Genomic DNA, 21,505 nt, shown 5'->3' with positions numbered 1-21,505 from the left:
CGCATGGACACGATTGACATCGGCCTGTGGGTCACGGCTGGCTTGCTGGTTCTTGTGGTCACCGGCATGCGTGTGGCCTTTGCCGCAGGTCTGGCTGGCCTTGTTGGTCTGGTCTGGATCTTCTGGGCGAAATTCGACTACGATCCGGACCGGTTCGGGCGGGCTGTGACGGTTGCCGTTAAGACCGCGGGACAGGTGCCGCATTCCAAGGTTGCCTCGCACACGCTCAGTCTGATTCCGACATTCATTCTGATCGGTTACCTTGCGTATTACGCGGGCCTGACCCGGGCCCTGTTCGAGGCGGCGAAACGCTGGATCGCGTGGGTGCCCGGAGGGTTGGCGGTCTCGACGGTTTTTGCGACCGCAGGGTTTGCGGCCGTTTCGGGCGCGTCCGTGGCCACATCGGCTGTTTTTGCCCGCATCGCGATCCCGGAGATGCTGAGGGTTGGCTATAACAAACGCTTTGCAGCGGGTGTTGTGGCAGCCGGGGGAACACTGGCGTCGCTGATCCCGCCCTCGGCCATCCTTGTCATCTATGCCATCATCGTCGAACAGGACGTGGGCAAACTGTTGCTGGCCGGGTTTATCCCGGGGGCGTTTTCGGCCCTTGTCTATGGCTTACTGATTGTGGGCATCGCCGTTTTCTTCAAAACAGTCGGCCCGCCTGTGACGGGCTTTACCTGGAAACAGCGCTTTACGGCGCTGCCCGGTGCAATCCCGATCGTTGCGGTGATCCTGATCATCATCTGTTTTGTCTACAACCCGTTCGGCGACAAGGCCTGGGGTACACCAACCGAAGGCGGCGCCATCGGGGCCTTTATCGTGTTCTGTTTTGCCCTGTTTCACGGGATGCGGTGGGCAGAGTTCAAATCCGCCCTGTTGGAGACGGCGAAACTGACCGCGATGATCTTTTCCATCATCTGGGGCGTCCTGATTTACGTGCGTTTTCTGGGATTTGCAGACCTGCCGGGCGCGTTCTCAGATTGGATCACCTCGCTGGAAATGTCCCCCATGCTGATCCTGATCTGTATTCTGCTGGCCTACGCCGTGCTTGGCATGTTCATGGATGCCATCGGGATGTTGCTGCTGACACTGCCGGTTGTCTACCCGGCCGTCATGGCGCTGAACGGAGGTGAGGCTGTCAGCGCCGCAGATAGCGCGTTCGGCATGTCCGGCCCGATGTGCGCGATCTGGTTCGGTATTCTGGTGGTGAAGATGGCCGAATTCTGCCTGATCACGCCGCCCATCGGTCTGAACTGTTTCGTGGTGGCGGGTGTGCGGCCGGATCTCAGCGTTCAGGACGTGTTCAAAGGCGTGACGCCTTTCTTCATCGCAGATGGTGTCACCATCGCGCTACTTGTCGCCTTTCCGGGCATCGTTCTCTACCTGCCGTCCCTGGCCGGATAAAAAAGCCCCGGCCAGAGGCCGGGGCAGGTTTGGTATTGTTGCGGGTTCTCTATTGTGCCCGCATCAGCATCCCGTACAGGTCGCGCGGGTCATCCGGGTCGGCCAGCATATCCAAAGGTTCAAAGAAATCAGTGTCTTCGATGGCGCGCTTGATGTATCGGAGGGCCGAGAAATCCTCGATGGCAAAGCCTACGCTGTCAAAAAGGGTGATTTGGCTGTCATCCGTGCGCCCTACGGCCTGACCGGTGATCACCTGCCACATCTCGGTGACAGGGTGATCCGGATCCAACGCCTGAATTTCGCCTTCGATCCGCGTTTGTTCGGGATACTCCACAAAGATCTCTGACCGCAGCAGGATGTCCCGGTGCAGCTCTGTCTTCCCGGGGCAGTCGCCGCCGATTGCATTGATATGCACGCCGGGGCCAACCATGTTGTCTGTGAGGATCGTCGCGTATTTCTTGTCCGCCGTGCAGGTCGTGATGATCTGAGCGCCTTCGATTGCATCTTCGGCTGTTTTGCAAGCCGCTACGGTCAGACCCTTGCCTTGAAGGTTGGCCGCGCATTTCGCCGTGGCGTTGGGGTCGGTGTCGTACAGCCGAACTGTGTCGATGCCGCACATGGCCTTGAACGCAAGGCACTGGAACTCGGATTGTGCCCCGTTGCCGATCATTGCCATCGTGGATGAGGCCTTGGGTGCAAGATACTTGCCGACGAGGGCCGAGGTCGCAGCCGTCCGCAATGCCGTCAGCATTGTCATTTCGGTCAAAAGGGTCGGGTAGCCTGTGTAAACATCTGCCAAGAGGCCGAACGCGGTGACCGTTTGCAGCCCTTCGGAGGTATTCTTGGGGTGCCCGTTCACATATTTGAACCCATAGGCTTCGCCATCCGATGTCGGCATCAGTTCGATCACGCCATGCGGCGAATGCGCCGGAATGCGGGGGGTTTTGTCAAAACTCTCCCACCGTTTGAAATCCGCCTCGATCTGCGCGGCGATCTGGGTGATCATTGCTTCGATGCCGATATAGTGAACAAGCCGCATCATGTTGTCGACGGATACAAAGGGCACCAGGGCTTTGTCGGACGGTTGCATATCTTGCTCCTATCGGCGGGCCAGGTGGACGCCTGCAATCATGCAACGCACCGATCCACCAGCAGTTTCAATTGTTGGAACCGAAAGCGGCAGCGGCGTTGCGCTGGCCTCGATGGCTGCGATCTGGTCGGGCCTCAGCGCTGCCATCGCCCGGCTGGACAGGGCCAGCACCAGACCGTCGTCCCCCATCAGTTCAATCGCATTTCCGGCGAACTCGGCGATCTGGTCATGGGTCAGATCAATGACTGTCCGACCGGATTCCTCAAGCCTAGCCCGGACGGTGGCCCGCCGCTCGGCATCCGGGATCATGTCCAGACAGATCAACGCGTAATGCGTCCCGATCCCCATGAGCACATTGGTATGATACACGTCGCGGCCTGTGGCGTCGCGGGCCTCGAACGCGATGGGTTCATAATTGAAATGGGTGCAGAACCGCTCCAGCAAAACCGGGTCCGCGCGGTTCGATTTCACCGTGTACGCAATGCGGGCAACGTGATCGAGCACCATCGCCCCGGTCCCTTCAAGAGCAAGATCATCCTGCTCGAGCCCCGAATAGTCGATGACATCCTGCACGCGATAGTCCTGTTTCAGCAACTCGATGACGTCCGCGCGCCGTTCACGCCGGCGGGAGGGAACGAACATTGGGTAGATCGCCACATGACCACCGGGATGGGTCGAAAACCAGTTGTTTGGAAAAACGCTGTCAGGTGTGTCCAGGTCACCGTGGTCATCAAAAACATGGACCGTGACACCCGCAGAACGTAGTTTTTCAACGGCCTTGTCATGCTCGTCGCGCGCGGCGACCGAGGTGGCCTCGGCCGACCGGTTGGCCAGTGTTTGAAAGGCATTGTCATCACGAGTTTCCGGATTGGACGCAAAGGCATGCGGACGGATCATGACCACAGCGGAAGGGGCTTGAAGGGACAGCATCAGAAGCTCCGTGTCGGGCGATCAAAAATCCGGCGCCCCATCAGAGATGCGGCCAGATCGACCATCAGTTTCGTGGTCCGTCCGCGTTCGTCCAGAAACGGGTTCAACTCGACCAGGTCGAGCGAACAGACCAGCCCGCTTTCATGCAGCAATTCCATCGCCAGATGCGCCTCACGTTCGGTCGCGCCTCCGGGCACTGTGGTTCCGACGGCGGGCGCGATGGCCGGATCGAGAAAATCGACGTCCAGCGAGACATGCAGCAGACCGTTCTCACTGCGGACGCGGTCAAGAAACGCCAAAAGGGGCGTTTTGATTCCATGTTCGTCGACGCTGCGCATGTCGACCAGCATGGCGTGATCCTGTTCCAGTGCGGCACGTTCCTCCGGGTCGACCGAGCGCAGCCCAATCATGCCGACACGGTTGGTCGGTACAGCGGCAGGCAGGGGCGGAAAGGCGTCAAATCCGGGTTGACCGGTGAAATAGGCCACCGGTGTGCCGTGCAGGTTGCCGCTGCCGGTGCTGTCCGGGGTATGAAAATCGCTATGCGCGTCGAGCCAGAGAACAAACAAGGGGCGTTTGATGCGTTGCGCATGAGCGGCCATGCCGGCAACGGTGCCCATGGACAAGGCGTGATCACCGCCCATGAAGATAGGCAATCCGTTCTGTGCGGCGTCTTGTGCAGCCCGGCTGAGCGCGCGGGTCCAGCCCACGCATTCCGGTAGGGCAAAAAGGTGCGGATGCGGGGGAATGTCCACATCGTCGGGCGCAATGTCGCCCCAGTCCGTCACGGTGTGTCCCAAATCGGTCAAGGCCTGCTCCAGGCCTGCGACGCGGTAGGCGTCGGGGCCCATGCGGCAGCCCTGGCGGTGCTTGCCGTCATCCATCGGCGCGCCGACCAAAATTACGTCTTTTGTCTCCATGTGATCATGTAGACCGACGATATGTCTTGCGTGAAGAGATCAAATTGCTCAAAATGGAACAAAGAAATCCAAAATGAGACAACGATATGGACGATTTGGATAGCCGATTGCTCAGCGCCCTTCACCGAGACGCCCGGGCTTCGCTGTCCGAACTGGCCGAAACGCTGGGCGTCACACGGACCACGGTGCGCAGCAGGCTGCAGCGGCTTAAACAATCCGGCGAGATTGTCGGATTTACGGTATTGACCCGGCGCGATGTGGCGCAAAGCCCGGTCCGCGGATTGATGATGCTGGAAATCGAAGGGCGCGGAACTGAACGGACTATGGCCCGAATCGCAGCCATGCGGCAAGTGCGTGCGGTGCATTCCACAAACGGAAGCTGGGACCTGATTGCAGAGATCAGCACCGAGACTCTGGCAGAACTCGACGAGGTTCTGTTTCAGATCCGTCGCATGGAGGGCATCAACCGGTCCGAGACAAACCTGTTGCTGTCCACGCGCAAGGGCCGGTTTTGATCCTCAGCATGCGACCAGCCCGTAGTGCTGTGATCAGCATGGGAAATGTGTCAGAGTTGGAGGTGGACTCTGTCGGCGTATCCCGTCGTCCAAAGTGCATACAGGAAAAGCTATACAGGGCGAAAGGGCAGGGACGCGCTCGATGACCACTCAGCAGACAGGCGATGAACCCCGGGCCGTGCTTTGGATTGAAAAGGTGACGGGCCTGCTGGAAAAGCCGTGGGTGCGGATCGTAATCCCGGTTCTGGTGACGCTGATCGCCCTGACCGTTCTGCATGAATTATCGTCACATGTGAAATGGTCCGACGTTCAGTCGGATGTCGCGTCAACGTCTTGGAAGCTTTTGTTTTTTGCGCTGTGCTGGACTGCGGTCAGCTTTCTGTCGCTTTCGTTTTATGATGTGTTTGCGGTGCAAAGCGTGGCGGATGGGAAAGTCCCCTTGCCGGTGGCCGGAATGGCAGGGGCCAGCGGCTATGCAGTGTCAAATTGCCTGGGCTTTTCCTACATCACCGGAACTGCGATCCGGTACCGGATCTATGCGTCCCTCGGTCTGGATCTGAGCCGCGTGGCGGGGGTAATCGCAACATCCTGGGTGGCGTTCTGGATGGGCCTCATTCTGATCCTGGGACTGTTGCTGACCTTTCACCCTGACGGTGTGTCCAAGATTGTGCCGATTGGAGAGACCACGGAAACCATAATCGGGCTGTGCCTGTTGGCCGTGCTGGTCGGCCTGTTTGTCTGGTTGTCCAGCGGCGGGCGCAGGTTTGAGTTGGCGGGTATGGGGTTCAACCTGCCGGGTGGCAAACTGGCGGGCCTGTTGACACTGGCCGCCCTTGGGGACCTGTTTGGCGCATCCATGGTTCTTTACGTCCTCATGCCGGACGATCTGGGCGTTGGTTACCCCTATTTCTTTACGATCTACATCGCTGCCATCGCGGTCGGTATTCTGAGCCATGCGCCCGGCGGGATAGGCGTATTCGAAGCAACGCTGATTGCGGGTCTCGGCGCGTCGGGCCGGTCGGACGTGATCGCTGCGCTGCTGCTCTATCGGGTTGTCTACACGTTCACGCCCTTTGTCATCGCCAGCCTGTCGATTGCAGTCGCTTCGGCCCTGACCCAACGCCGTCGGATTGGCGGGGCGGCGACATGGGTCTACCGCGTGATCCGCCCGATTGTACCGATGGTTGCAGCGGGTGTGGCTGCGGTCGCCGGGGTGATCCTGCTGGTATCAGGGGCGTTGCCATCGGACAGCCAGAGCCTGAGCGTTCTGCGGGCGTTTCTGCCCCTGTCCTTTGTCGAAGCCTCGCACCTTACCGGAAGTGCGGTGGGGGTGTTGCTGATCTTGGTCTCGCGTGGGCTGTTCCGCAAACTCTACCGCGCCTGGGTGGTTGCCATGCTGCTGATGGTGGCGGGGTTTATTGCGTCGCTTACCAAGGGGCTGGATACGCATGAAGCCATCAGCATGTTGGGCACCATCGCCGTTCTGGCGATGTTTCGCGGCGCCTTCTACCGGGTCAGCGGGGCATCCATCTTTCGGCTGAACATTCCCTGGCTGGTCAGTGTTATTGCGCTGCTGGCCGTGATCTTCTGGATTGGCCTCTTTGCCTATTCCCACGTCCAGTATCAGAACGCTTTGTGGTGGGAATTTGCGTGGAACGGTGACGCCTCGCGGTTCCTGCGGTCCAGCCTTGTGGTGGCGGTGATCCTTGGGATCGTCGCCGTCAATTCCCTGTTCGGGCGAGAGATTCCGCCGCCGGTTCGCACTGAGATCCCAGAAGTGGTCGAACGGCTTGTGATGCAAAGCGAGGACACCGAAACGCAGATTTCGCTGACGGGCGACAAGCAATTCCTGATTTCACCGGATGAAACGGCGTTCATCGCCTACGCAGATACAGGCAATGCCATAATCTCAAAAGGCGAACCCGTCGGGGACGAAAAGGCCGGTCAACAACTGGTCTGGCAGCTGCGGGAAATGGCGGATCGCGAAGGCAAACTGTGCGCCTTTTACAGCGTGTCAACCAAATACCTGCCGACATTTCTGGATCTCGGTCTGTCCATCCTGAAGATCGGCGAAGTGGCGCGCGTACCGCTCGAAGGGTTTTCGCTGGACGGAAAGTCTCGCAAGCGGTTCCGGCAAGCCAAAAACCGCGCTGAGCGTGAGGGATATGTTTTTGAAATCATCCCAAAGGAAAATCTGGCACCCGTATTGCCAGAGCTGCGCGCGATTTCCGACCACTGGCTGGAGCATAAGGCGGGCGCGGAAAAGGGCTTTGCTCTGGGCGGGTTTGATGAGCAGTATTTGTCTTACTTCGATCACGCCGTACTGAAGAACGGCGAGACCGGCAAGATCATGGCCTTCGCCAACCTCTTCCAAGGCGGTCATAAATCTGAACTGTCGCTGGACCTGATGCGCTATGAACCGGACAGCCCAAGCTTTGTGATGGATGCCCTGTTTGCCGAAATGATGGTCTGGGGATCCGAGCAGGGATTTCATTGGTTCTCACTCGGGGCGGCGCCGTTTTCCGGTATCGAGAACCGAGAGCTTGCGTCCCTGTGGAACCGGATTGGCGGGTTTGTGTACGAGCATGGCGAGCAGTTCTACCACTTTGAAGGCCTGCGCGCCTTCAAGCAAAAATTCGAGCCGGAATGGAGCCCGAATTACCTGGCCAGCCCCGGGGGATTGGCAGCCCCGCGTATTCTGTACGAGGTCAATATCCTGATTTCCGGCGGTCTGCGGGGCCTGACGAAGTAAGGATCAGTTCAGACTGGCGCGGGTTGGCGTCTGCTCCAGCAAATCGCCCCAATCAGTGCGGTAGGCCATTTCGGCCAAAACGGTTTCGGGCAAGAACTCCTGATTTTGACGGATCTGCCATCCGCCGCCGAGCCCCTTGTAAACGGCCACCAGATTGCTCGACACTTGTTGCCGCGCCTCGATCAGGTTGGCCTGGGACCGCAACAGTGCCGTCTGGGTGTTCAAAATGCGCGAGTAGCTGGCGATACCGTCACGATACTGGCTGACGGCGATCTCAGCCGCCTTGCGTGACGCCTCGACACTGTTTTGATAGAATCCAACCTGCTTGCGCGCTTGGGCATAAGCGACCATGGCGCTTTCCACCTCGGAATAGGCGGTGAGCACGGTGTTCTGGTAATTGGCAATCAGGGCCTGATACGCCGCATCTTGTGCGCGGACATTGTTCTGGATTCGTCCGTAATTCAGCACATTCCAGACCACGCCAGCGCTGGCCAGCCCTGTGTTGCTGCTAGAGCTGAACAAGTCGCGCCCGCCTGAGGCTTGCAGGCCAATGGACCCCGACAACACAAATTGCGGATACAGGTCGGCCATGGCGATCCCGACCTGCGCCGACTGGGTCGCTGCGGCCAATTCGGCTGCGCGCACATCAGGCCGCCGCCGCAACAATTCCGCAGGCACACCCACCGCAACGCTGGACCGGGCCGACGGAATGCGCCCGGAATTGCCCAGCAAGCTGGTCATGCGCGAGGGCGTGGCTCCCAACAGAACGGCCAGCGCATTCTTGGTTTGCTGCAAGTCGCTTTCCAACTCGGGCACAAGCGCCCTGGTGTTGTTCAGAAGCGCGGTGGATTCCTGCACATCCAGTTCTGTCGTGACCCCATTGTCAAAGCGGAGCTGGGTCAGATCGGCAGAGGCCTGCTGCAACGTGATGTTTTCACGCGCCACAATCAGCGATTCCTGCAGGGCACGAATGTTCACGTATAAAGCCGCGACATCTCCGGTCAGCGTCACCAGCGCATCGTCATAATTCGCAACCTGCAGGGCGAGGTTTGATCGCGCCGCCTGCACACCGCGCCGCTGGGCGCCCCAGACATCCAGCTCCCACTGCGCGTCGAACCCAACCTGCGAGGTCGAAAACTCGGTATCCAGCGGAATGATCCGATTGATATCAGCGACGGGACCCAGATTGTCGCTGATCTGACGCCGTTGCAGCGAGCCTCCAATGGCCTGTGACTGCGGATACAGTTCGCCAAAGGCGATGCCCAGCTGAGCGCGGGCTTGCAGCACACGTGCGCCGGCAACCTGAAGGGTCAGGTTCTGGGCATAGGCTTCGGCAATCAGCTTGTTCAGCGTGGGATCGTTGAAGGTTTCCCACCATCTCACCACCGGGGCGCTGCGCGAGGTCAGGCCGCTTTGGCCAGCGCTGGGGCTATTCACCTCGATCCATTGTTTAACGACCGGCGAATTTGGCCGCACGAAATCCGGGCCAACCGGGGCGCACGCCGCCAGCATCGCCGCACAGAGGGCCGTTCCCATCAGTTTGCGAAAGGATGTGGCCCGGTTCATATAACGCGTCCTCAAATGTTTAGGGGTCGGATGAAGTTGGCAAACGAGTACAGGCGGGTATTAATGCGCCGCAGGAACTCGAAACTCTTGCCCTGGCCTGTGTAGATCGCCACGGCTGCATGGCCGCCAGCGGGTAGAGTATGCCCCTCAGGCAGATCTACCGTGATCTGAACCGCAATCCGACCGGGCAGCTTGGGCAACTCAAACCCGGGCAGGCGGCCCGATGGCAGGTACTGACCCTGACGTGTCGCCCACCAGATCGCTTCGACCTTGCCCGGAAGTATTTCGCCCGGGTAGAGGTCCAGGGCGACCTCGACCTCTTGACCGGGCTCGACAAATTTCAGGTTCTGCTGCCGGAACGTGGCCAGAATATACGGGTTGTCTTCGGTCACAAAGCTGGCAATCGCGCCCAGGCGAATGTCGCCGACGACAAGCCCCGGACGGGCCTGCTGCGAGACGATCATGCCGTTTTCAGGCGCATAGATGGTTGTGTTTTCCAGAAAATACTCTGCTTCGGTCAGTTGAGCCTGGGCCTGAATAATGCCGGTGTTGATCCCATCAATTTGTGAGTCCAGCGCCAGCTGCGCTTTTTCAAGGTTGGCCTCAGCCTGATTGACCGACGCTTGATCCTCGGCAACCTGTTCGTTCCAGCGATCCAGTTCGTCCTGCCGCGCACCGCCGGCCGGTACAAGATTTGCATACCGTGCCTGCTCGGTTAACGCATAGGCCAGTTGTGCGTTGGCGCGTTCAACCGCCTGGGCCTTGGCGATGACATCCTGTTCCAGGATCTTGGCGTTCTGCTCGGCGGCAACCAACTGCGCCTGGGCGTTTTCAACCGCCGCCGAAAACACCGTGTCGTCAAAGCGATAGAGTGGTTCGCCCTTGGTGATCTGAGTGTTCGGTTCAACCAGAACTTCGGTCAGGATCGTGGGCTGGGTCAGCCTGGGCACGATTTGAATGGTCGAACGAACCACATGGCTGTCTGCGGAAAACGGCTGGAAAAAGCGCAGGGCAACCAGAAAAATCAGCAGCAGATGCGCGCCGACCCAGAACGAGACAACGCCCCAGGTGATATTGAATTTCAGCCACTGCGCCTTGAAGAAAATGAACCAGACGAAAATGATGTAAAAGAGCGTGATGCCCAGGGCGACGAACATAGTGGTAAGATTCCTTCAGCCTCAGCTCTTCTGCGTCTCGCCGGACGCGTCCTGATACTCTTCCTTTACGTCACCACCCAGACGTTCGATCTCGTCACGGATGGCTTTCTTTTCTTCGTCGGGGCCGCGGCGCATGTCCACTGTAACGCCGTCGTGGAACGCCCAGATAAAGGCATGCACCCAAGGAACCACGGCTAGAAAACCCATCCAGCCCATGATCTTGACCGCTTCGGCATGCGGATGGTTCCGTTTGATAGCGATCCGGCCCGGCAGGCCCATGATGAACAGAAACAGCGCCATCACGGCGGCCAATAGCAGGATCAATGCCACAAATGTCAGATAATCATAATAGCCCAACGGCTGACCTAATAGTCCCATGCTCGTGCCTCCTGTTGGGAAGGTTGCCCCATCCTCAGTTGTTGGTGCCCATCTCGTCAATCAATTTGTAGCTGGTCGGAGGATCTGCGCAGATACCGGGGCCACATTCGATCAGAGTTGAGACGGCGTTCAACACCGCCAGTCCCAGCATGATGAAAAAGGCGGCTTTGGCAAGCGTGCTGCCGCCGAACCGGGGTTCATCAGCCGCACCCTCCGCATACTGGCGGTCAAACAGCAGCATGATCGCGGTCCCCAAAATGATCAAAAAAAAGCAGATCGCAGCCCAAGTGTAATAATGCAGGCCCAGGACCGGCGATCCGTAATGCCCGGTTCCTGGAACAATATGCAACAGGATTTGGCGCACCGACACGCTGCCACCATAAAGGGCGGCGATCAGCATCAACGCGTAATGACGCGGACGCGCGCCATAGAGCAGATTGAGACCCAGCCCCACGCCGACGGCAACAAAGCCAACCCTTTGCAGCAGGCACAGGGGGCAGGGCAGTTCGTAGAGCGTAAGCTGATAGATGTAGGCCAGGACCAGGACGAGGCTTACCGCCAGCATGCCGATTGCGTTTAGATTTCGGGAAAGTTCAGGTGTCATGGCGGCCCCTCAAAGCTGAATGGTCAGCTGGCTGGTGGCGTGAAACTTCAGCCAGTACACGCTGAGCGCCAAAGTGATAAAGAAAAGTGCATTGGCGGCCATGGTCTGTTTGAAATAATTCAGTCCCATTACGGCTGTAAGTAATGCAAATAAAAGCGCTATCATGGCCCGGGTCTCCTTATCCGTGCAACGATGTCAATATCCGCGATACTGGCAGGCTATCGGTCATCTGGCAAGAATTCGAGGCGGGTCGCTCATCCTGCAAGAGAGTTTTGCTGGTGCTTAGGCGCAGGTTTTTAACGCCGTATTCCAATCCGCACATTTGCGGGTCAAGTCCTTGGACAGCGGCAGGTCGGTATAAAACGTATCAATGTCGGCAAGCGAGGTGATGCGCGCCGGTGCCGAGCGTTGAAATTTGGAATGGTCGGCCACAAGAAAGGTCTGGCGCGCCTGCGCGATGATTGTCTGGCTTACATGCACCTCCTGAAAATCGAAATCCAGCAGATCGCCTTCGGCGTCCAGTGCGGAGCACCCGATGATCGCATAGTCAAACTTGAACTGTTTGATGGTCGACACGGTCAGATTGCCGATCAGCCCGCCATCCGACGGGCGCAGAACGCCACCGGCCAGCACGATTTCGCAAGCCGGGTTCTCAACCAGGATATTGGCAACGTTGATGTTGTTGGTCACCACCATCAGGTTTTTATGGCTGAGCAATTGTCGCGCGACCGCTTCGGTCGACGTGCCGATATTCATGAAAACCGACGCTCCGTCCGGAATATCTCGGGCGCACACCCCAGCAATGCAGGCTTTTGCCTCCTCGTTCAAAGCGCGGCGATCTTCGTAGCCGATGTTTGACACGCCGGACCGCAGCACGGCACCGCCATGAACCCTGTCCAGCTTGCCCAAATCAGACAGTTCGGACAGATCCCGGCGGATGGTTTGCACGGTCACCCCAAACTGCTCGGCCAGATCGTCAACGGCTACACGGCCGGTTTGTCGGGCAAGGGACATAATGTCCGCTTGGCGAAAGGACATGGACATGTGGGTCTCCAAAAATACGCCTTTTCGTTTTTGTTCTTTTGTCGTCGCATTGCAAGGGGCGGTTTAGAAATTCGCGGCGCTTGACTGCTCTATTGGCATCACATCTCACCAAAAACCATGTAATCTTTATCCATTGGGCGATTGGAGTTAGATTCGTATGTTGTTCGATTATTCGAAAAACGAATAAAATCGAAACCCAGACTTGACGAAACGAAGGTCCAGCGGGTTAATGCGCCCAAGCCTGCAAGGTAGGGAATCGGCCTGACATGGACCAGCAAGACAATCAGATCACGGACCTGTTCATTATTGGTGGCGGTATCAACGGATGTGGCATCGCGCGCGATGCTGCGGGGCGCGGGCTGTCGGTGACACTGGCGGAAATGAACGATCTGGCATCGGCCACATCTTCGGCGTCGACCAAGCTGTTTCACGGGGGTCTGCGGTATCTGGAATACTTTGAAATCCGGCTCGTACACGAGGCTCTGAAAGAACGCGAAACCCTTCTGCGCGCCATGCCGCATATCAGCTGGCCCATGCGCTTTGTGTTGCCATACCACAAGGACATGCGGTTCGACACGGAAACGCCGACCTCTCGTTTTCTGAGCGCGGTCATGCCGTGGATGCACGGGCGGCGCCCGGCTTGGCTCATACGTCTTGGTCTGTTTCTCTATGACAATCTTGGGGGTCGGAAAATTCTACCGGGGACATCCTCTCTCGACCTGCAAACGGCACCAGAAGGCCGACCTTTGCAGGACAAGTTTCAGACTGCGTATGAGTATTCCGATTGCTGGATCGAGGATTCACGTCTGGTCGTGCTAAATGCACGCGATGCGGAGTCTCGGGGTGCAAATATCCTCACGCGCACCGAAGTTGTGGCTGCGAGGCGGGTTGAAGATGTGTGGCAGATCACAATTCGGGACCGGGACAATGACGAGACCCGCGAGGTGCGGGCCAAAATGCTGGTCAATGCGGGCGGCCCGTGGGTCGGCGATATCATCCAAGCGAAAATCCACATAAACTCGCGCGAAGGCGTCCGATTGGTGCGCGGCAGTCATATCGTGACGCGCAAGCTGTATGATCACAACAAGTGCTATTTCTTTCAGGGCGAGGACGGGCGCATCATCTTTGCCATTCCTTATGAGCAGGACTTTACCCTGATCGGCACCACGGATCAGGATCATTCGGATCCCTCCGTACCTCCGGTCTGCACAGACGCTGAAGAGGAGTATCTGTGCGCTTTTGCGGATAAGTATTTTAAGCAACCTGTGACCCGCGAGGATGTTGTCTGGACCTATTCCGGCGTGCGGCCGCTCTACGATGATGGGGCCAGCAGTGCTACGGCGGCGACGCGTGACTATAAGCTGAAAGTGGATGACCACTGTGGGGCGCCTTTGCTCAATGTATTTGGCGGCAAGATCACCACCTACCGTCGTCTCGCAGAGAGCGCGTTGCACAAGATATCCAAGCATTTCCCTGACCTGCCGGGGCCTTGGACGGCGGGCGTTGCGTTGCCCGGCGGGGACTTCCCCGTGGACGGTGTGCAAGACCTGATAGACGCGCTGTTGGCGGATTACGGTTTTCTGGATCGGGTCTGGGCCGCGCGGCTGGTGCGAGCCTACGGAACCGAGGCGCGTGTGATGCTGGGCGATGCAAAATCAGCTGACGATCTGGGAGAAGCCTTTGGCGCGACTCTGACTGCGCGCGAGGTCGAATGGCTGATGGACAAGGAATATGCCCGCAGCGCGCAGGACGTTGTGTGGCGTCGCAACAAGCTGGGGTTGCGTCTGGATGACGATCAGATCGCGCGGATCGATCAGTGGATGGGCCAGCGTAGTCAGGCGGCCCAAGTCGCTTAAGGATCTCCTGCCTTTCCCACTTGGCCGGACGGGTCGATCATGCTAGCCATCGCATACGGTCGGCAGTCACCGAGGCGTCGCTGCTCCTGCTCGGAGTGCTAAACCTGCCAGTTTTACAAAACGACATCGCAATCATAAGGGCGTTGTTTCGTTAAGTCAGCGACCGACGATCGCGCAGAACGCCCGATATGGATGCATGATGACGAAAACACCTATCCCCCTGTACGTGGACGACCTGTCCGCTTTCACCCGTGCCTTGGGCCGACAACTGGGTGATCCCAAACCTTCGCATGTGGCCTTGATGAACATGGTGGCGCGCGCTGCGGGGTTTCAGAACCTTCAGCATATGCGGGCCGCTCATGCCGCGCGGCGCCGGTTTGAGGCGCAACCGCAAACTCTGGCCGTCGACATGCGAACCGTGGAACGCACGCTGGTTCAATTCGACGCCGAAGGCCGGTTGCTGCGCTGGCCTGCAAGACGATCAGTACAAGCTCTGGCACTATGGGCGCTTTGGGCCAGCCTGCCCAGCGACACCAGCCTTGATGAGAAAGAGATCAACGCGCGCCTGCGGCAAGAACACCTGTTCAACGACCCGGCAACGTTGCGGCGGACTATGATAGGCAGCGGATTACTGACCCGACACAGTGACGGAAGCAATTACCGGCGGGTCGAGCAGGCGCCTCCGGAAGAGGCAAAGACAGTGATCCATGCTGTCACGGCCCGCCGCCGACTGCGGAATGGGGCGGTCCCTGCCTGACACAGGCTGATTGCCGGATTGTCCAGAGCCTTGCCAATACAAAGCCCCGCGATTGTCGCGGGGCCTGTTTGGTTTCTGGCGTCTCGCTCAGGTGGCCTGGCTGGTCGGGTCGGGATCGTTTTTACTGCCTTTTACCCACTCGCGTAGGCCCTGCATCAGGGCATAGAGCACCGGCACCAGGATGACGCCAACCAGTGTGGCCGCCAGCATTCCGCCAAAAACGGCAACACCGATGGCTTTTTGGCTGGCGGCACCTGCGCCACTGGCCGCCAACAGTGGAACAACGCCCAACAGGAAAGACAAGGCGGTCATCATCACCGCCCGGAAACGCTGATGCGCCGCTTCGGCTGCCGCTTCTTTGATCGAGAGTCCTTTGGCCCGTTGCTCGATTGCAAACTCGACAATCAGAATCCCGTTTTTCGACGCCAGCCCCACCAGCATGATCATCCCGATCTGCGTGTAGAGGTTGATGTCACTGCCCACGATTGCCACAGCCGCGACAGCGCCGAACAGGGCCACCGTCACCGATAGCAGGATCGACACCGGCAAGGTCCAGCTTTCGTATTGGCCCACAAGGAACAGATACCCGAACAGGATCGCCAACCCGAGGATCACGACCACCAATCCGCCTGCGGCCAATTGCTGTTGGGCCGTTCCCGTCCATTCGAACGCATAGCCAGGGGGCAGGGCCGTGGCCGACTCCTCGGTCATGACGGTGATTGCATCCCCGCTCGACAATCCCGGAGCAGGCACCGCCGTCACCGTCGCAGACCGGAACAGGTTGTGACGTTTCAGTAAGACAGGTCCCAGAACGTTTTCGACATCGATCAGGGTGCCCAGCGGAACCATCTCGCCCTGGTTCGAGCGGACATAGAGGTTCGAGATATCCTCGACATTGTCCCTGTAGGTCCCGTCGGCCTGAATCATCACGCGATACACCCGACCAAACAGGTTGAAGTCATTGACGTAATAGGACCCCAACTGGGCCTGCATCGTCTGAAAGATCTCCGATACGGAAACCTGTAGGGTCTTGGCCTTCTCCCGATCCAGATCGACAAACAACTGCGGAACATTTGCGCGGAAGGTTGTATAGGACTGACCGATTTCCGGCCGCTGATTGGCCGCGTAGACAAATGATCCCACGGCGGATGCCAGATCCTGCGGCGTGCCGCCCCCGGTTTGCTGCACCTCCATCTCGACCCCGGCGGACATGCCAAGGCCCTGTATGGGCGGCGGGTTAAACGCCACAATCGATGCGGCGGATTCAGCGTTGGCGATTGCCAGCACTTTGCCGAGGATCGCGTTGGCGCTCAGGTCGTCTTCCTGACGTTCGTCCCAATTGTCGAGGTTTACAAAGATGGCCGCCCCGTTGGTGATGGTTCCGTTCAGCAGCGAAAAGCCGTTGACCAGAACGGTACTGGCGACGCCGGGGATTTCTCGGATCTGATCGTCGACCCGTTTGGTAACCACCTCTGTGCGCTCCAGCGTCGCAGCGTCTGGCAGTTGCACATCCACGAACAGATATCCGTTGTCTTCTAATGGGATGAAGCCGCTGGAGGTGTTGGACATGATCGTGCCGGCGCCCACGGCCAGCGCCACAATCATACCCAACCCGATAACCGGCAGGATCAGCAATTTACGCACAATCGCGACATAGCCGCTGCGGACGGTCCCGATGAACTTCTCAAACAAGGCCAGAATGCCCTTTGGTGGGCCTGATCTTGGCCGCAGCACCAGCCCGCACAAGGCAGGGGACAGGGTTAGGGCGTTGATGGACGAGATGACCACTGCGGTCGAGATGGTGACCGCGAACTGAGAATAAAGCCGCCCTGAAATGCCCGGCATGAAGGTCACGGGCACGAACACCGCCAGCAGAACCAGCGTGGTCGCGATGACCGGTCCGGTGATCTGGCCCATCGCCTTACGGGTGGCCTCTGCTGGTGGCAGGCCCTCCTCGGCGATGATCCGTTCCACGTTTTCGACCACAACGATGGCGTCATCCACTACGATCCCAATGGCCAGCACCAGAGCAAACAGGGATATCGTGTTCAGCGACATGCCGAAGAGCAGCAAAAACGCAAATGTCCCGATTAGTGAGACCGGAATAGCCACCGCAGGGATGATCGTCGCGCGCCAATTGCCCAAAAAGACAAATACGACCGAGATCACCAGAATGAATGTCAGTATCAAGGTCGTGACCACGTCGTTCAACGATTGTTCCACAAAATCCGTGGTGTTAAACGGCACCTGATATTCAACGTCCGTTGGGAAGGAGCGGGACAGTCGCTCCAACTCGGCCTGAACCCGTTCGGACACCGCCAGAGCGTTCGCGCCGGGTGCTTGATAGATGCCGATGACGGTTGCCGGCACGCTTTGAAAGTACCCGGACGCCGAATAAAACTGCGCGCCCAGTTCCACGCGGGCGATGTCGCGCACCCTGACGATAGATCCTGCCTCGCCGGTTCGGATGACGATATCGCCGAATTCCGCAGCCGATGTCAGGCGACCTTTGGTCTTGATCGTGTATTGAAAGGTCTGCCCTTCGGGCACGGGCGGTGAACCGATGGATCCCGCGGAGACTTCGATATTCTGTTCGCGGATGGCCGCGATCACATCGCCTGGTGTGATCGACAGGGCGGCCATCTGGTCGGGATCGATCCAGATCCGCATGGCGTATTCCAGATTGGTCAGAACGTCCGCCTTACCCACACCCTGAATCCGCGCCAGAGCGTCTTTGAGATTGATCGAGGCGTAGTTGGACAGAAACACGCTGTCATAAGTGGAGTTGGGCGATGTCAGCGTCACCAGCAAAAGCATGTTGGTGGATGCTTTTTGCGTCACGACACCCGAGGATGTGACCTCGGTTGGAAGCGACGACATGGCCTGGGCCACGCGGTTCTGCACATTCACTGAGGCGATGTCGGGATCCGCGCCAACTTCGAAAGTAATATTCAGGGAATACGAGCCGTTATCGGAGGATGTCGACGTCATGTAGATCATGTCGTCCACGCCGTTGACTTGCGCCTCGATGGGTGCGGCGACCGTGTTTTCCACAGTTTCGGCATTTGCGCCTGTATACGTGGTGGTTACGCTGACCACCGGCGGTGTGATGTCAGGGAACTGAGCCACCGGCAGAACCAGATAGCCGATGCCGCCCATGATTGTCAGGACAAGCGAAATGACAAGCGCCAGCTTGGGCCGGCTGATGAACAGGGCTGAGAACATCCGTTACTCTCCCGGCTGCTCTGAGGCGACGACAGCGTCGACCGACACACCCGGGCGCACCCTTTGCAGGCCCTCGACGATAACGCTTTCCCCCTCGCGCAGACCGTCCAGAACGATGATGGCCGTACCGACCGTGTCCCCGGTCGTGATGTAGCGCTGTTCAACCATCTGCTGGTCATTCACAACCAGAACAAACTCCCCGCGCTGATCGCGTTGCAGCGCGGCCTGAGGGATCAGAACCTGAAGCGTGGGTTCCAGCGCTTCAATATGCACGTTTACGAACGCACCGTCGATGATCAGCCGTTTCATATTGTCGAACTCGGCCCGCATGGTGATCGCGCCCGTCAGAGGGTCGATCCGGTTGTCGACAAAGACGATCTCGCCGGTTTCATCCAATTCCGTGCCGTTCGGGAGTGTCACGTGAACGTTCGGGCTCTTTTGGCTTTCCGCAAGAGACGACGCGCTTTCACCGAACTGCTCCAGAACCGATGTGAACTGCTTTTCGTTGAGAGAAAAATTGACATAAATGGGTGCTTCGCTGACCAGATTGACCAAAGGCGGGTTGCTGGGACCGACTACATCCCCCACGCTGGTGGTAACCCGACCGATGCGCCCGGTAAATGGCGCATGGATTTCCGTGTAGCTCAGGTCCAGTTCCGCCTGCTGAATGGCCGCGTTTGCCGCCTTAACTTCGGCTTCGGCCACCAATTCATTGGCCCGCGCGATGTCACGCTCGGATTCCGGCGTTGCATCGCGGCGATAGAGTTCTTCCTTCCGGGCCAGATCAACCTTGGCCAGCTCCAGATTTGCCTCGGCCCGATCCAGATCGGCCTTACGGGCCTCAAGCGTCGCCTGATAGAGGTCCGGCTCAATCGTGAACAGCAGGTCCCCTTCGTTGACCAGCGCGCCGTCCTCCACATCCTGACTGTCGAGGAAGCCGCTGACGCGTGCGACGATGTCCACTTTGTCGAGTGCTTCCGCCCGCCCAATGAACACCGCTTCGTCGGTGATTTCCTCGGAATAGGCGGCGGCGATGGAAACCTTCGGAGGCGTTGCCTCGCTCTGGTCCTGAGCGAATGTGGGCTGTGCCAGACCCAGACATGCGAGCAGAGCGAGATGCTTGCCTTTCGCCCTGCAGGCGGTGATGTCGCGCAGGGTTGGTTTCTTCAATGCATGGGACATGGCAGGTGCCTCGTTCAAACTATGGATTCTGCGCCCCATGAGATCGGACCCCCCGGGCGAGTCGATGGGTTTCCCGGTCAGGATGGCTGTTTTGTGCTTTTATCTCAAGCATCTTGATCGCGGCGTGTCTTGTCGCGCCTCAAGGAATTTGCCCTTGGATTGACAGGCTTAAGATCAGAAAAGGTGGCGGCTTGCCTGCGGACACAGCTTTGTGCGCCGTCACGCGGCGCTCGGGATCGACGCGTGACTGCCCATTTGCTGCCGCATGAAAAAGCAGCCTGTGCGGTCGTCTTATGTTCGCGTTCCGGCAAAACGAACTTGCCAGTCCTCGCGCTGTTCATCCGTGACCTTGGCGAAAAGCACGTCCGGCACCGCAAAGTCATGACCGGGTGGCAAGGCCGCAAGCGCCGCGCCGACATCGTCGGGCCAGCTGGTATCCAGCGTGTTCATCGCGCTTAACATCCGGGCTGAAGTTTCCGGGATGAAGGGCGCACTGAGCACGGCATAAAGACGGATCAGGTTCAAGCCCAATCGCACCTGTGCTGCGGCCTGTCCAGGGTCTTCCTTGAAGGTCGACCAGGGTGCGGCGGCTTGCAGATACTCATTGCCTGCCACCCAGATCGCCCGCAACTCTTGCGCAGATTTGCGGACTTCCATCGCCTCCATGTGCGCCTCATAGGCACGCACGCGGCGTGTCAGGTCCTCGATCAAGGCCCGTTCGCAGTCACCGAATTCACCGCCTTCAGGCACGGCTTCGCCGAATTTCGAGCGACAGAACTTGGTGATCCGGCTGACAAAGTTGCCCAGCACGTCGGCGAGGTCTTTGTTCACTGATTGCTGGAAGTTCTCCCACGTGAATTCGCTATCGCTGCTTTCCGGGGCATGGCTCAGCAGCCACCATCGCCAGTAGTCCGCCGGCAGCAGGTCCAGCGCCTGATCCATAAACACGCCGCGGCCCTGTGAGGTCGAGAACTGGCCGCCATCATAGTTCAGGTAGTTGAACGACTTGAGGTGGTCGACCATCTTCCACGGCTCGCCCGACCCCAGAATGGTGGCGGGGAAGCTGAGGGTGTGGAAGGGCACATTGTCCTTACCCATGAACTGGACATAGCGCACCTCATCCGCGCCTTTGTCGGTGCGCCACCAGCGTTCCCAATCCGCATCCGTCTTGCCATTCGCGTCGGCCCATTCCTTGGCGCAGGCGATGTATTCGATCGGCGCGTCGAACCAGACGTAGAAGACCTTGCCTTCCATCCCAGGCCAGTCCTGATCGCCTTTCTTGACCGGAACACCCCAGTCCAGATCGCGGGTGATGCCGCGATCCTGCAGGCCGTCGCCGTCATGCAGCCATTTCTTGGCAATCGACGTTGTTAGGATCGGCCAGTCGGCCTTGCTGTCGATCCACGCATCCAACTGGTCTTTCATCGCGGACTGGCGCAGATACAGATGCTTGGTCTCACGCACCTCCAGATCGGTCGACCCGGAAATGGCCGAGCGCGGGTTGATCAGATCGGTCGGATCTAACTGTTTGGTGCAGTTTTCGCATTGGTCGCCGCGGGCGCGCTCGTATCCGCAATTGGGACAGGTGCCTTCAATATAGCGGTCCGGCAGAAACCGGCCGTCGGCGTTGGAATAGACCTGCTTCTCGCTGACTTCCCGGATAAGACCAGCCTCATCCAGCTTACCGGCGAAATGTTGGGTCAGGTGCTTGTTCTGCTCGCTGGAAGAGCGGCCAAAGTGATCGAAACTCAGGCCAAAGCGCTCGGCGATATCGGCCTGAACTCCGTACATCTCAGCACAGTATTCGGCCACGGGCTTGCCCGCTTTGGCGGCAGCAAGCTCGGCTGGCGTGCCGTGTTCGTCGGTGGCACACAGGAACATGACCTCGTTCCCCCGGCCACGCTGGTAGCGCGCATACAGATCGGCAGGCAGTTGCGAGCCGATCAGGTTGCCGAGGTGTTTGATCCCGTTGATGTAGGGGATCGCTGAAGTGATGAGAATCCGAGCCATATTCCGTATCCGCGTGTCTGTCCGTTCGCCCGTCTACCTTATGTGGGCAGTCAGCAAAACCCCGGGATTTGAACGCTCGGAAATAATAGCGAAAAAAGCGTCAGCGCCGAAC

17 protein-coding genes are annotated in these 21,505 nt (G+C 58.7%); 5 read left to right on the top strand and 12 right to left on the bottom strand.

Annotated features, from left to right (window positions below; all coding sequences use genetic code 11):
• The first annotated feature begins 3 nt into the window (after nucleotides 1-3).
• A complete protein-coding gene (locus ACR3ES_RS15100) occupies nucleotides 4-1,407 on the top strand; it encodes a TRAP transporter large permease (RefSeq protein WP_170430024.1) in 1,404 nt (467 codons plus the stop codon).
• A gap of 49 nt (nucleotides 1,408-1,456) precedes the next feature.
• Here ACR3ES_RS15100 and ACR3ES_RS15095 read toward each other — a convergent pair whose 3' ends face one another.
• Genes ACR3ES_RS15095 through rocF form a run of 3 tightly spaced genes read right to left on the bottom strand, consistent with a single transcriptional unit; the run spans nucleotide 1,457 to nucleotide 4,347 of the window.
• The gene (locus tag ACR3ES_RS15095; protein WP_170430026.1) at nucleotides 1,457-2,497 is read right to left on the bottom strand and encodes an ornithine cyclodeaminase; all 1,041 of its coding nucleotides are present in this window, start codon (nucleotides 2,495-2,497) and stop codon (nucleotides 1,457-1,459) included.
• Nucleotides 2,498-2,506: 9 nt separating this feature from the next.
• On the bottom strand, nucleotides 2,507-3,427 hold the full coding sequence (ctlX, locus tag ACR3ES_RS15090; RefSeq protein WP_170430029.1) for a citrulline utilization hydrolase CtlX: 921 nt from the start codon (nucleotides 3,425-3,427) through the stop codon (nucleotides 2,507-2,509).
• On the bottom strand, nucleotides 3,427-4,347 hold the full coding sequence (rocF, locus tag ACR3ES_RS15085) for an arginase (RefSeq protein WP_170430031.1): 921 nt from the start codon (nucleotides 4,345-4,347) through the stop codon (nucleotides 3,427-3,429). Before rocF ends, ctlX begins: the two co-directional genes overlap by 1 nt.
• A gap of 86 nt (nucleotides 4,348-4,433) precedes the next feature.
• Between rocF and ACR3ES_RS15080 the strand changes: the two genes are divergently transcribed.
• Nucleotides 4,434-4,862, top strand: a complete 429-nt coding sequence (locus ACR3ES_RS15080; protein WP_170430034.1) for an Lrp/AsnC family transcriptional regulator — start codon at nucleotides 4,434-4,436, stop codon at nucleotides 4,860-4,862.
• A 142-nt stretch (nucleotides 4,863-5,004) separates the two neighbouring features.
• On the top strand, nucleotides 5,005-7,614 hold the full coding sequence (mprF, locus tag ACR3ES_RS15075) for a bifunctional lysylphosphatidylglycerol flippase/synthetase MprF (RefSeq protein ID WP_170430036.1): 2,610 nt from the start codon (nucleotides 5,005-5,007) through the stop codon (nucleotides 7,612-7,614).
• Between the two features lie 3 nt (nucleotides 7,615-7,617).
• On the opposite strand, the gene ACR3ES_RS15070 is transcribed toward mprF, so the two are convergent.
• The 6 genes from ACR3ES_RS15070 to ACR3ES_RS15045 all read right to left on the bottom strand — a co-directional run bounded on the left by ACR3ES_RS15070 (nucleotide 7,618) and on the right by ACR3ES_RS15045 (nucleotide 12,363).
• Nucleotides 7,618-9,180, bottom strand: a complete 1,563-nt coding sequence (locus ACR3ES_RS15070; protein WP_170430038.1) for an efflux transporter outer membrane subunit — start codon at nucleotides 9,178-9,180, stop codon at nucleotides 7,618-7,620.
• A gap of 11 nt (nucleotides 9,181-9,191) precedes the next feature.
• Nucleotides 9,192-10,337 carry an HlyD family secretion protein gene (locus tag ACR3ES_RS15065; RefSeq protein WP_170430040.1) on the bottom strand — a complete coding sequence of 382 codons (1,146 nt, stop codon included), beginning with the start codon at nucleotides 10,335-10,337 and terminating at the stop codon, nucleotides 9,192-9,194.
• Nucleotides 10,338-10,358: 21 nt separating this feature from the next.
• On the bottom strand, nucleotides 10,359-10,715 hold the full coding sequence (locus ACR3ES_RS15060) for a DUF3302 domain-containing protein (protein WP_170430042.1): 357 nt from the start codon (nucleotides 10,713-10,715) through the stop codon (nucleotides 10,359-10,361).
• A 34-nt stretch (nucleotides 10,716-10,749) separates the two neighbouring features.
• On the bottom strand, nucleotides 10,750-11,319 hold the full coding sequence (locus ACR3ES_RS15055) for a disulfide bond formation protein B (RefSeq protein ID WP_170430044.1): 570 nt from the start codon (nucleotides 11,317-11,319) through the stop codon (nucleotides 10,750-10,752).
• A gap of 9 nt (nucleotides 11,320-11,328) precedes the next feature.
• Nucleotides 11,329-11,484: a DUF5993 family protein gene (locus ACR3ES_RS15050; protein WP_170430047.1), complete on the bottom strand. Its 156-nt coding sequence runs from the start codon at nucleotides 11,482-11,484 to the stop codon at nucleotides 11,329-11,331.
• 117 nt (nucleotides 11,485-11,601) lie between these two features.
• Nucleotides 11,602-12,363: a DeoR/GlpR family DNA-binding transcription regulator gene (locus tag ACR3ES_RS15045; protein ID WP_170430049.1), complete on the bottom strand. Its 762-nt coding sequence runs from the start codon at nucleotides 12,361-12,363 to the stop codon at nucleotides 11,602-11,604.
• Between the two features lie 266 nt (nucleotides 12,364-12,629).
• Here ACR3ES_RS15045 and glpD point away from each other — a divergent pair, with 266 nt between their 5' ends.
• Both glpD and ACR3ES_RS15035 read left to right on the top strand, forming a co-directional pair.
• Complete coding sequence (gene glpD, locus ACR3ES_RS15040) at nucleotides 12,630-14,219, top strand: glycerol-3-phosphate dehydrogenase (RefSeq protein WP_170430051.1); 1,590 nt, start codon at nucleotides 12,630-12,632, stop codon at nucleotides 14,217-14,219.
• A gap of 199 nt (nucleotides 14,220-14,418) precedes the next feature.
• Complete coding sequence (locus ACR3ES_RS15035) at nucleotides 14,419-14,976, top strand: DUF2087 domain-containing protein (RefSeq protein ID WP_480423804.1); 558 nt, start codon at nucleotides 14,419-14,421, stop codon at nucleotides 14,974-14,976.
• Nucleotides 14,977-15,063: 87 nt separating this feature from the next.
• Here ACR3ES_RS15035 and ACR3ES_RS15030 read toward each other — a convergent pair whose 3' ends face one another.
• The 3 genes from ACR3ES_RS15030 to metG form a co-directional block, all read right to left on the bottom strand.
• Nucleotides 15,064-18,201 (bottom strand): efflux RND transporter permease subunit, encoded by a 3,138-nt coding sequence (locus tag ACR3ES_RS15030; protein WP_480423803.1) that lies wholly within the window; start codon nucleotides 18,199-18,201, stop codon nucleotides 15,064-15,066.
• A gap of 3 nt (nucleotides 18,202-18,204) precedes the next feature.
• Entirely contained in the window at nucleotides 18,205-19,383 is a 1,179-nt protein-coding gene (locus ACR3ES_RS15025; protein WP_170430057.1) for an efflux RND transporter periplasmic adaptor subunit, read from the bottom strand.
• Between the two features lie 291 nt (nucleotides 19,384-19,674).
• Complete coding sequence (metG, locus tag ACR3ES_RS15020) at nucleotides 19,675-21,393, bottom strand: methionine--tRNA ligase (RefSeq protein WP_170430058.1); 1,719 nt, start codon at nucleotides 21,391-21,393, stop codon at nucleotides 19,675-19,677.
• Nucleotides 21,394-21,505 lie beyond the last annotated feature (112 nt).

The organism is Ruegeria sp. B1, from assembly GCF_056535885.1.
Note: the sequence above shows the minus strand (reverse complement) of the source record. Positions and strands in the feature narration are given on the sequence as shown.

What these genes read in the sequence shown, in the direction of transcription:
- ACR3ES_RS15100 (WP_170430024.1), top strand. Translation starts at nt 4, where the DNA reads ATGGACACGATTGACATCGGCCTGTGGGTCACGGCTGGCTTGCTGGTT.
- ACR3ES_RS15095 (WP_170430026.1), bottom strand. Translation starts at nt 2,497, where the DNA reads ATGCAACCGTCCGACAAAGCCCTGGTGCCCTTTGTATCCGTCGACAAC.
- ctlX (WP_170430029.1), bottom strand. Translation starts at nt 3,427, where the DNA reads ATGCTGTCCCTTCAAGCCCCTTCCGCTGTGGTCATGATCCGTCCGCAT.
- rocF (WP_170430031.1), bottom strand. Translation starts at nt 4,347, where the DNA reads ATGGAGACAAAAGACGTAATTTTGGTCGGCGCGCCGATGGATGACGGC.
- ACR3ES_RS15080 (WP_170430034.1), top strand. Translation starts at nt 4,434, where the DNA reads ATGGACGATTTGGATAGCCGATTGCTCAGCGCCCTTCACCGAGACGCC.
- mprF (WP_170430036.1), top strand. Translation starts at nt 5,005, where the DNA reads ATGACCACTCAGCAGACAGGCGATGAACCCCGGGCCGTGCTTTGGATT.
- ACR3ES_RS15070 (WP_170430038.1), bottom strand. Translation starts at nt 9,180, where the DNA reads ATGAACCGGGCCACATCCTTTCGCAAACTGATGGGAACGGCCCTCTGT.
- ACR3ES_RS15065 (WP_170430040.1), bottom strand. Translation starts at nt 10,337, where the DNA reads ATGTTCGTCGCCCTGGGCATCACGCTCTTTTACATCATTTTCGTCTGG.
- ACR3ES_RS15060 (WP_170430042.1), bottom strand. Translation starts at nt 10,715, where the DNA reads ATGGGACTATTAGGTCAGCCGTTGGGCTATTATGATTATCTGACATTT.
- ACR3ES_RS15055 (WP_170430044.1), bottom strand. Translation starts at nt 11,319, where the DNA reads ATGACACCTGAACTTTCCCGAAATCTAAACGCAATCGGCATGCTGGCG.
- ACR3ES_RS15050 (WP_170430047.1), bottom strand. Translation starts at nt 11,484, where the DNA reads ATGATAGCGCTTTTATTTGCATTACTTACAGCCGTAATGGGACTGAAT.
- ACR3ES_RS15045 (WP_170430049.1), bottom strand. Translation starts at nt 12,363, where the DNA reads ATGTCCATGTCCTTTCGCCAAGCGGACATTATGTCCCTTGCCCGACAA.
- glpD (WP_170430051.1), top strand. Translation starts at nt 12,630, where the DNA reads ATGGACCAGCAAGACAATCAGATCACGGACCTGTTCATTATTGGTGGC.
- ACR3ES_RS15035 (WP_480423804.1), top strand. Translation starts at nt 14,419, where the DNA reads ATGACGAAAACACCTATCCCCCTGTACGTGGACGACCTGTCCGCTTTC.
- ACR3ES_RS15030 (WP_480423803.1), bottom strand. Translation starts at nt 18,201, where the DNA reads ATGTTCTCAGCCCTGTTCATCAGCCGGCCCAAGCTGGCGCTTGTCATT.
- ACR3ES_RS15025 (WP_170430057.1), bottom strand. Translation starts at nt 19,383, where the DNA reads ATGTCCCATGCATTGAAGAAACCAACCCTGCGCGACATCACCGCCTGC.
- metG (WP_170430058.1), bottom strand. Translation starts at nt 21,393, where the DNA reads ATGGCTCGGATTCTCATCACTTCAGCGATCCCCTACATCAACGGGATC.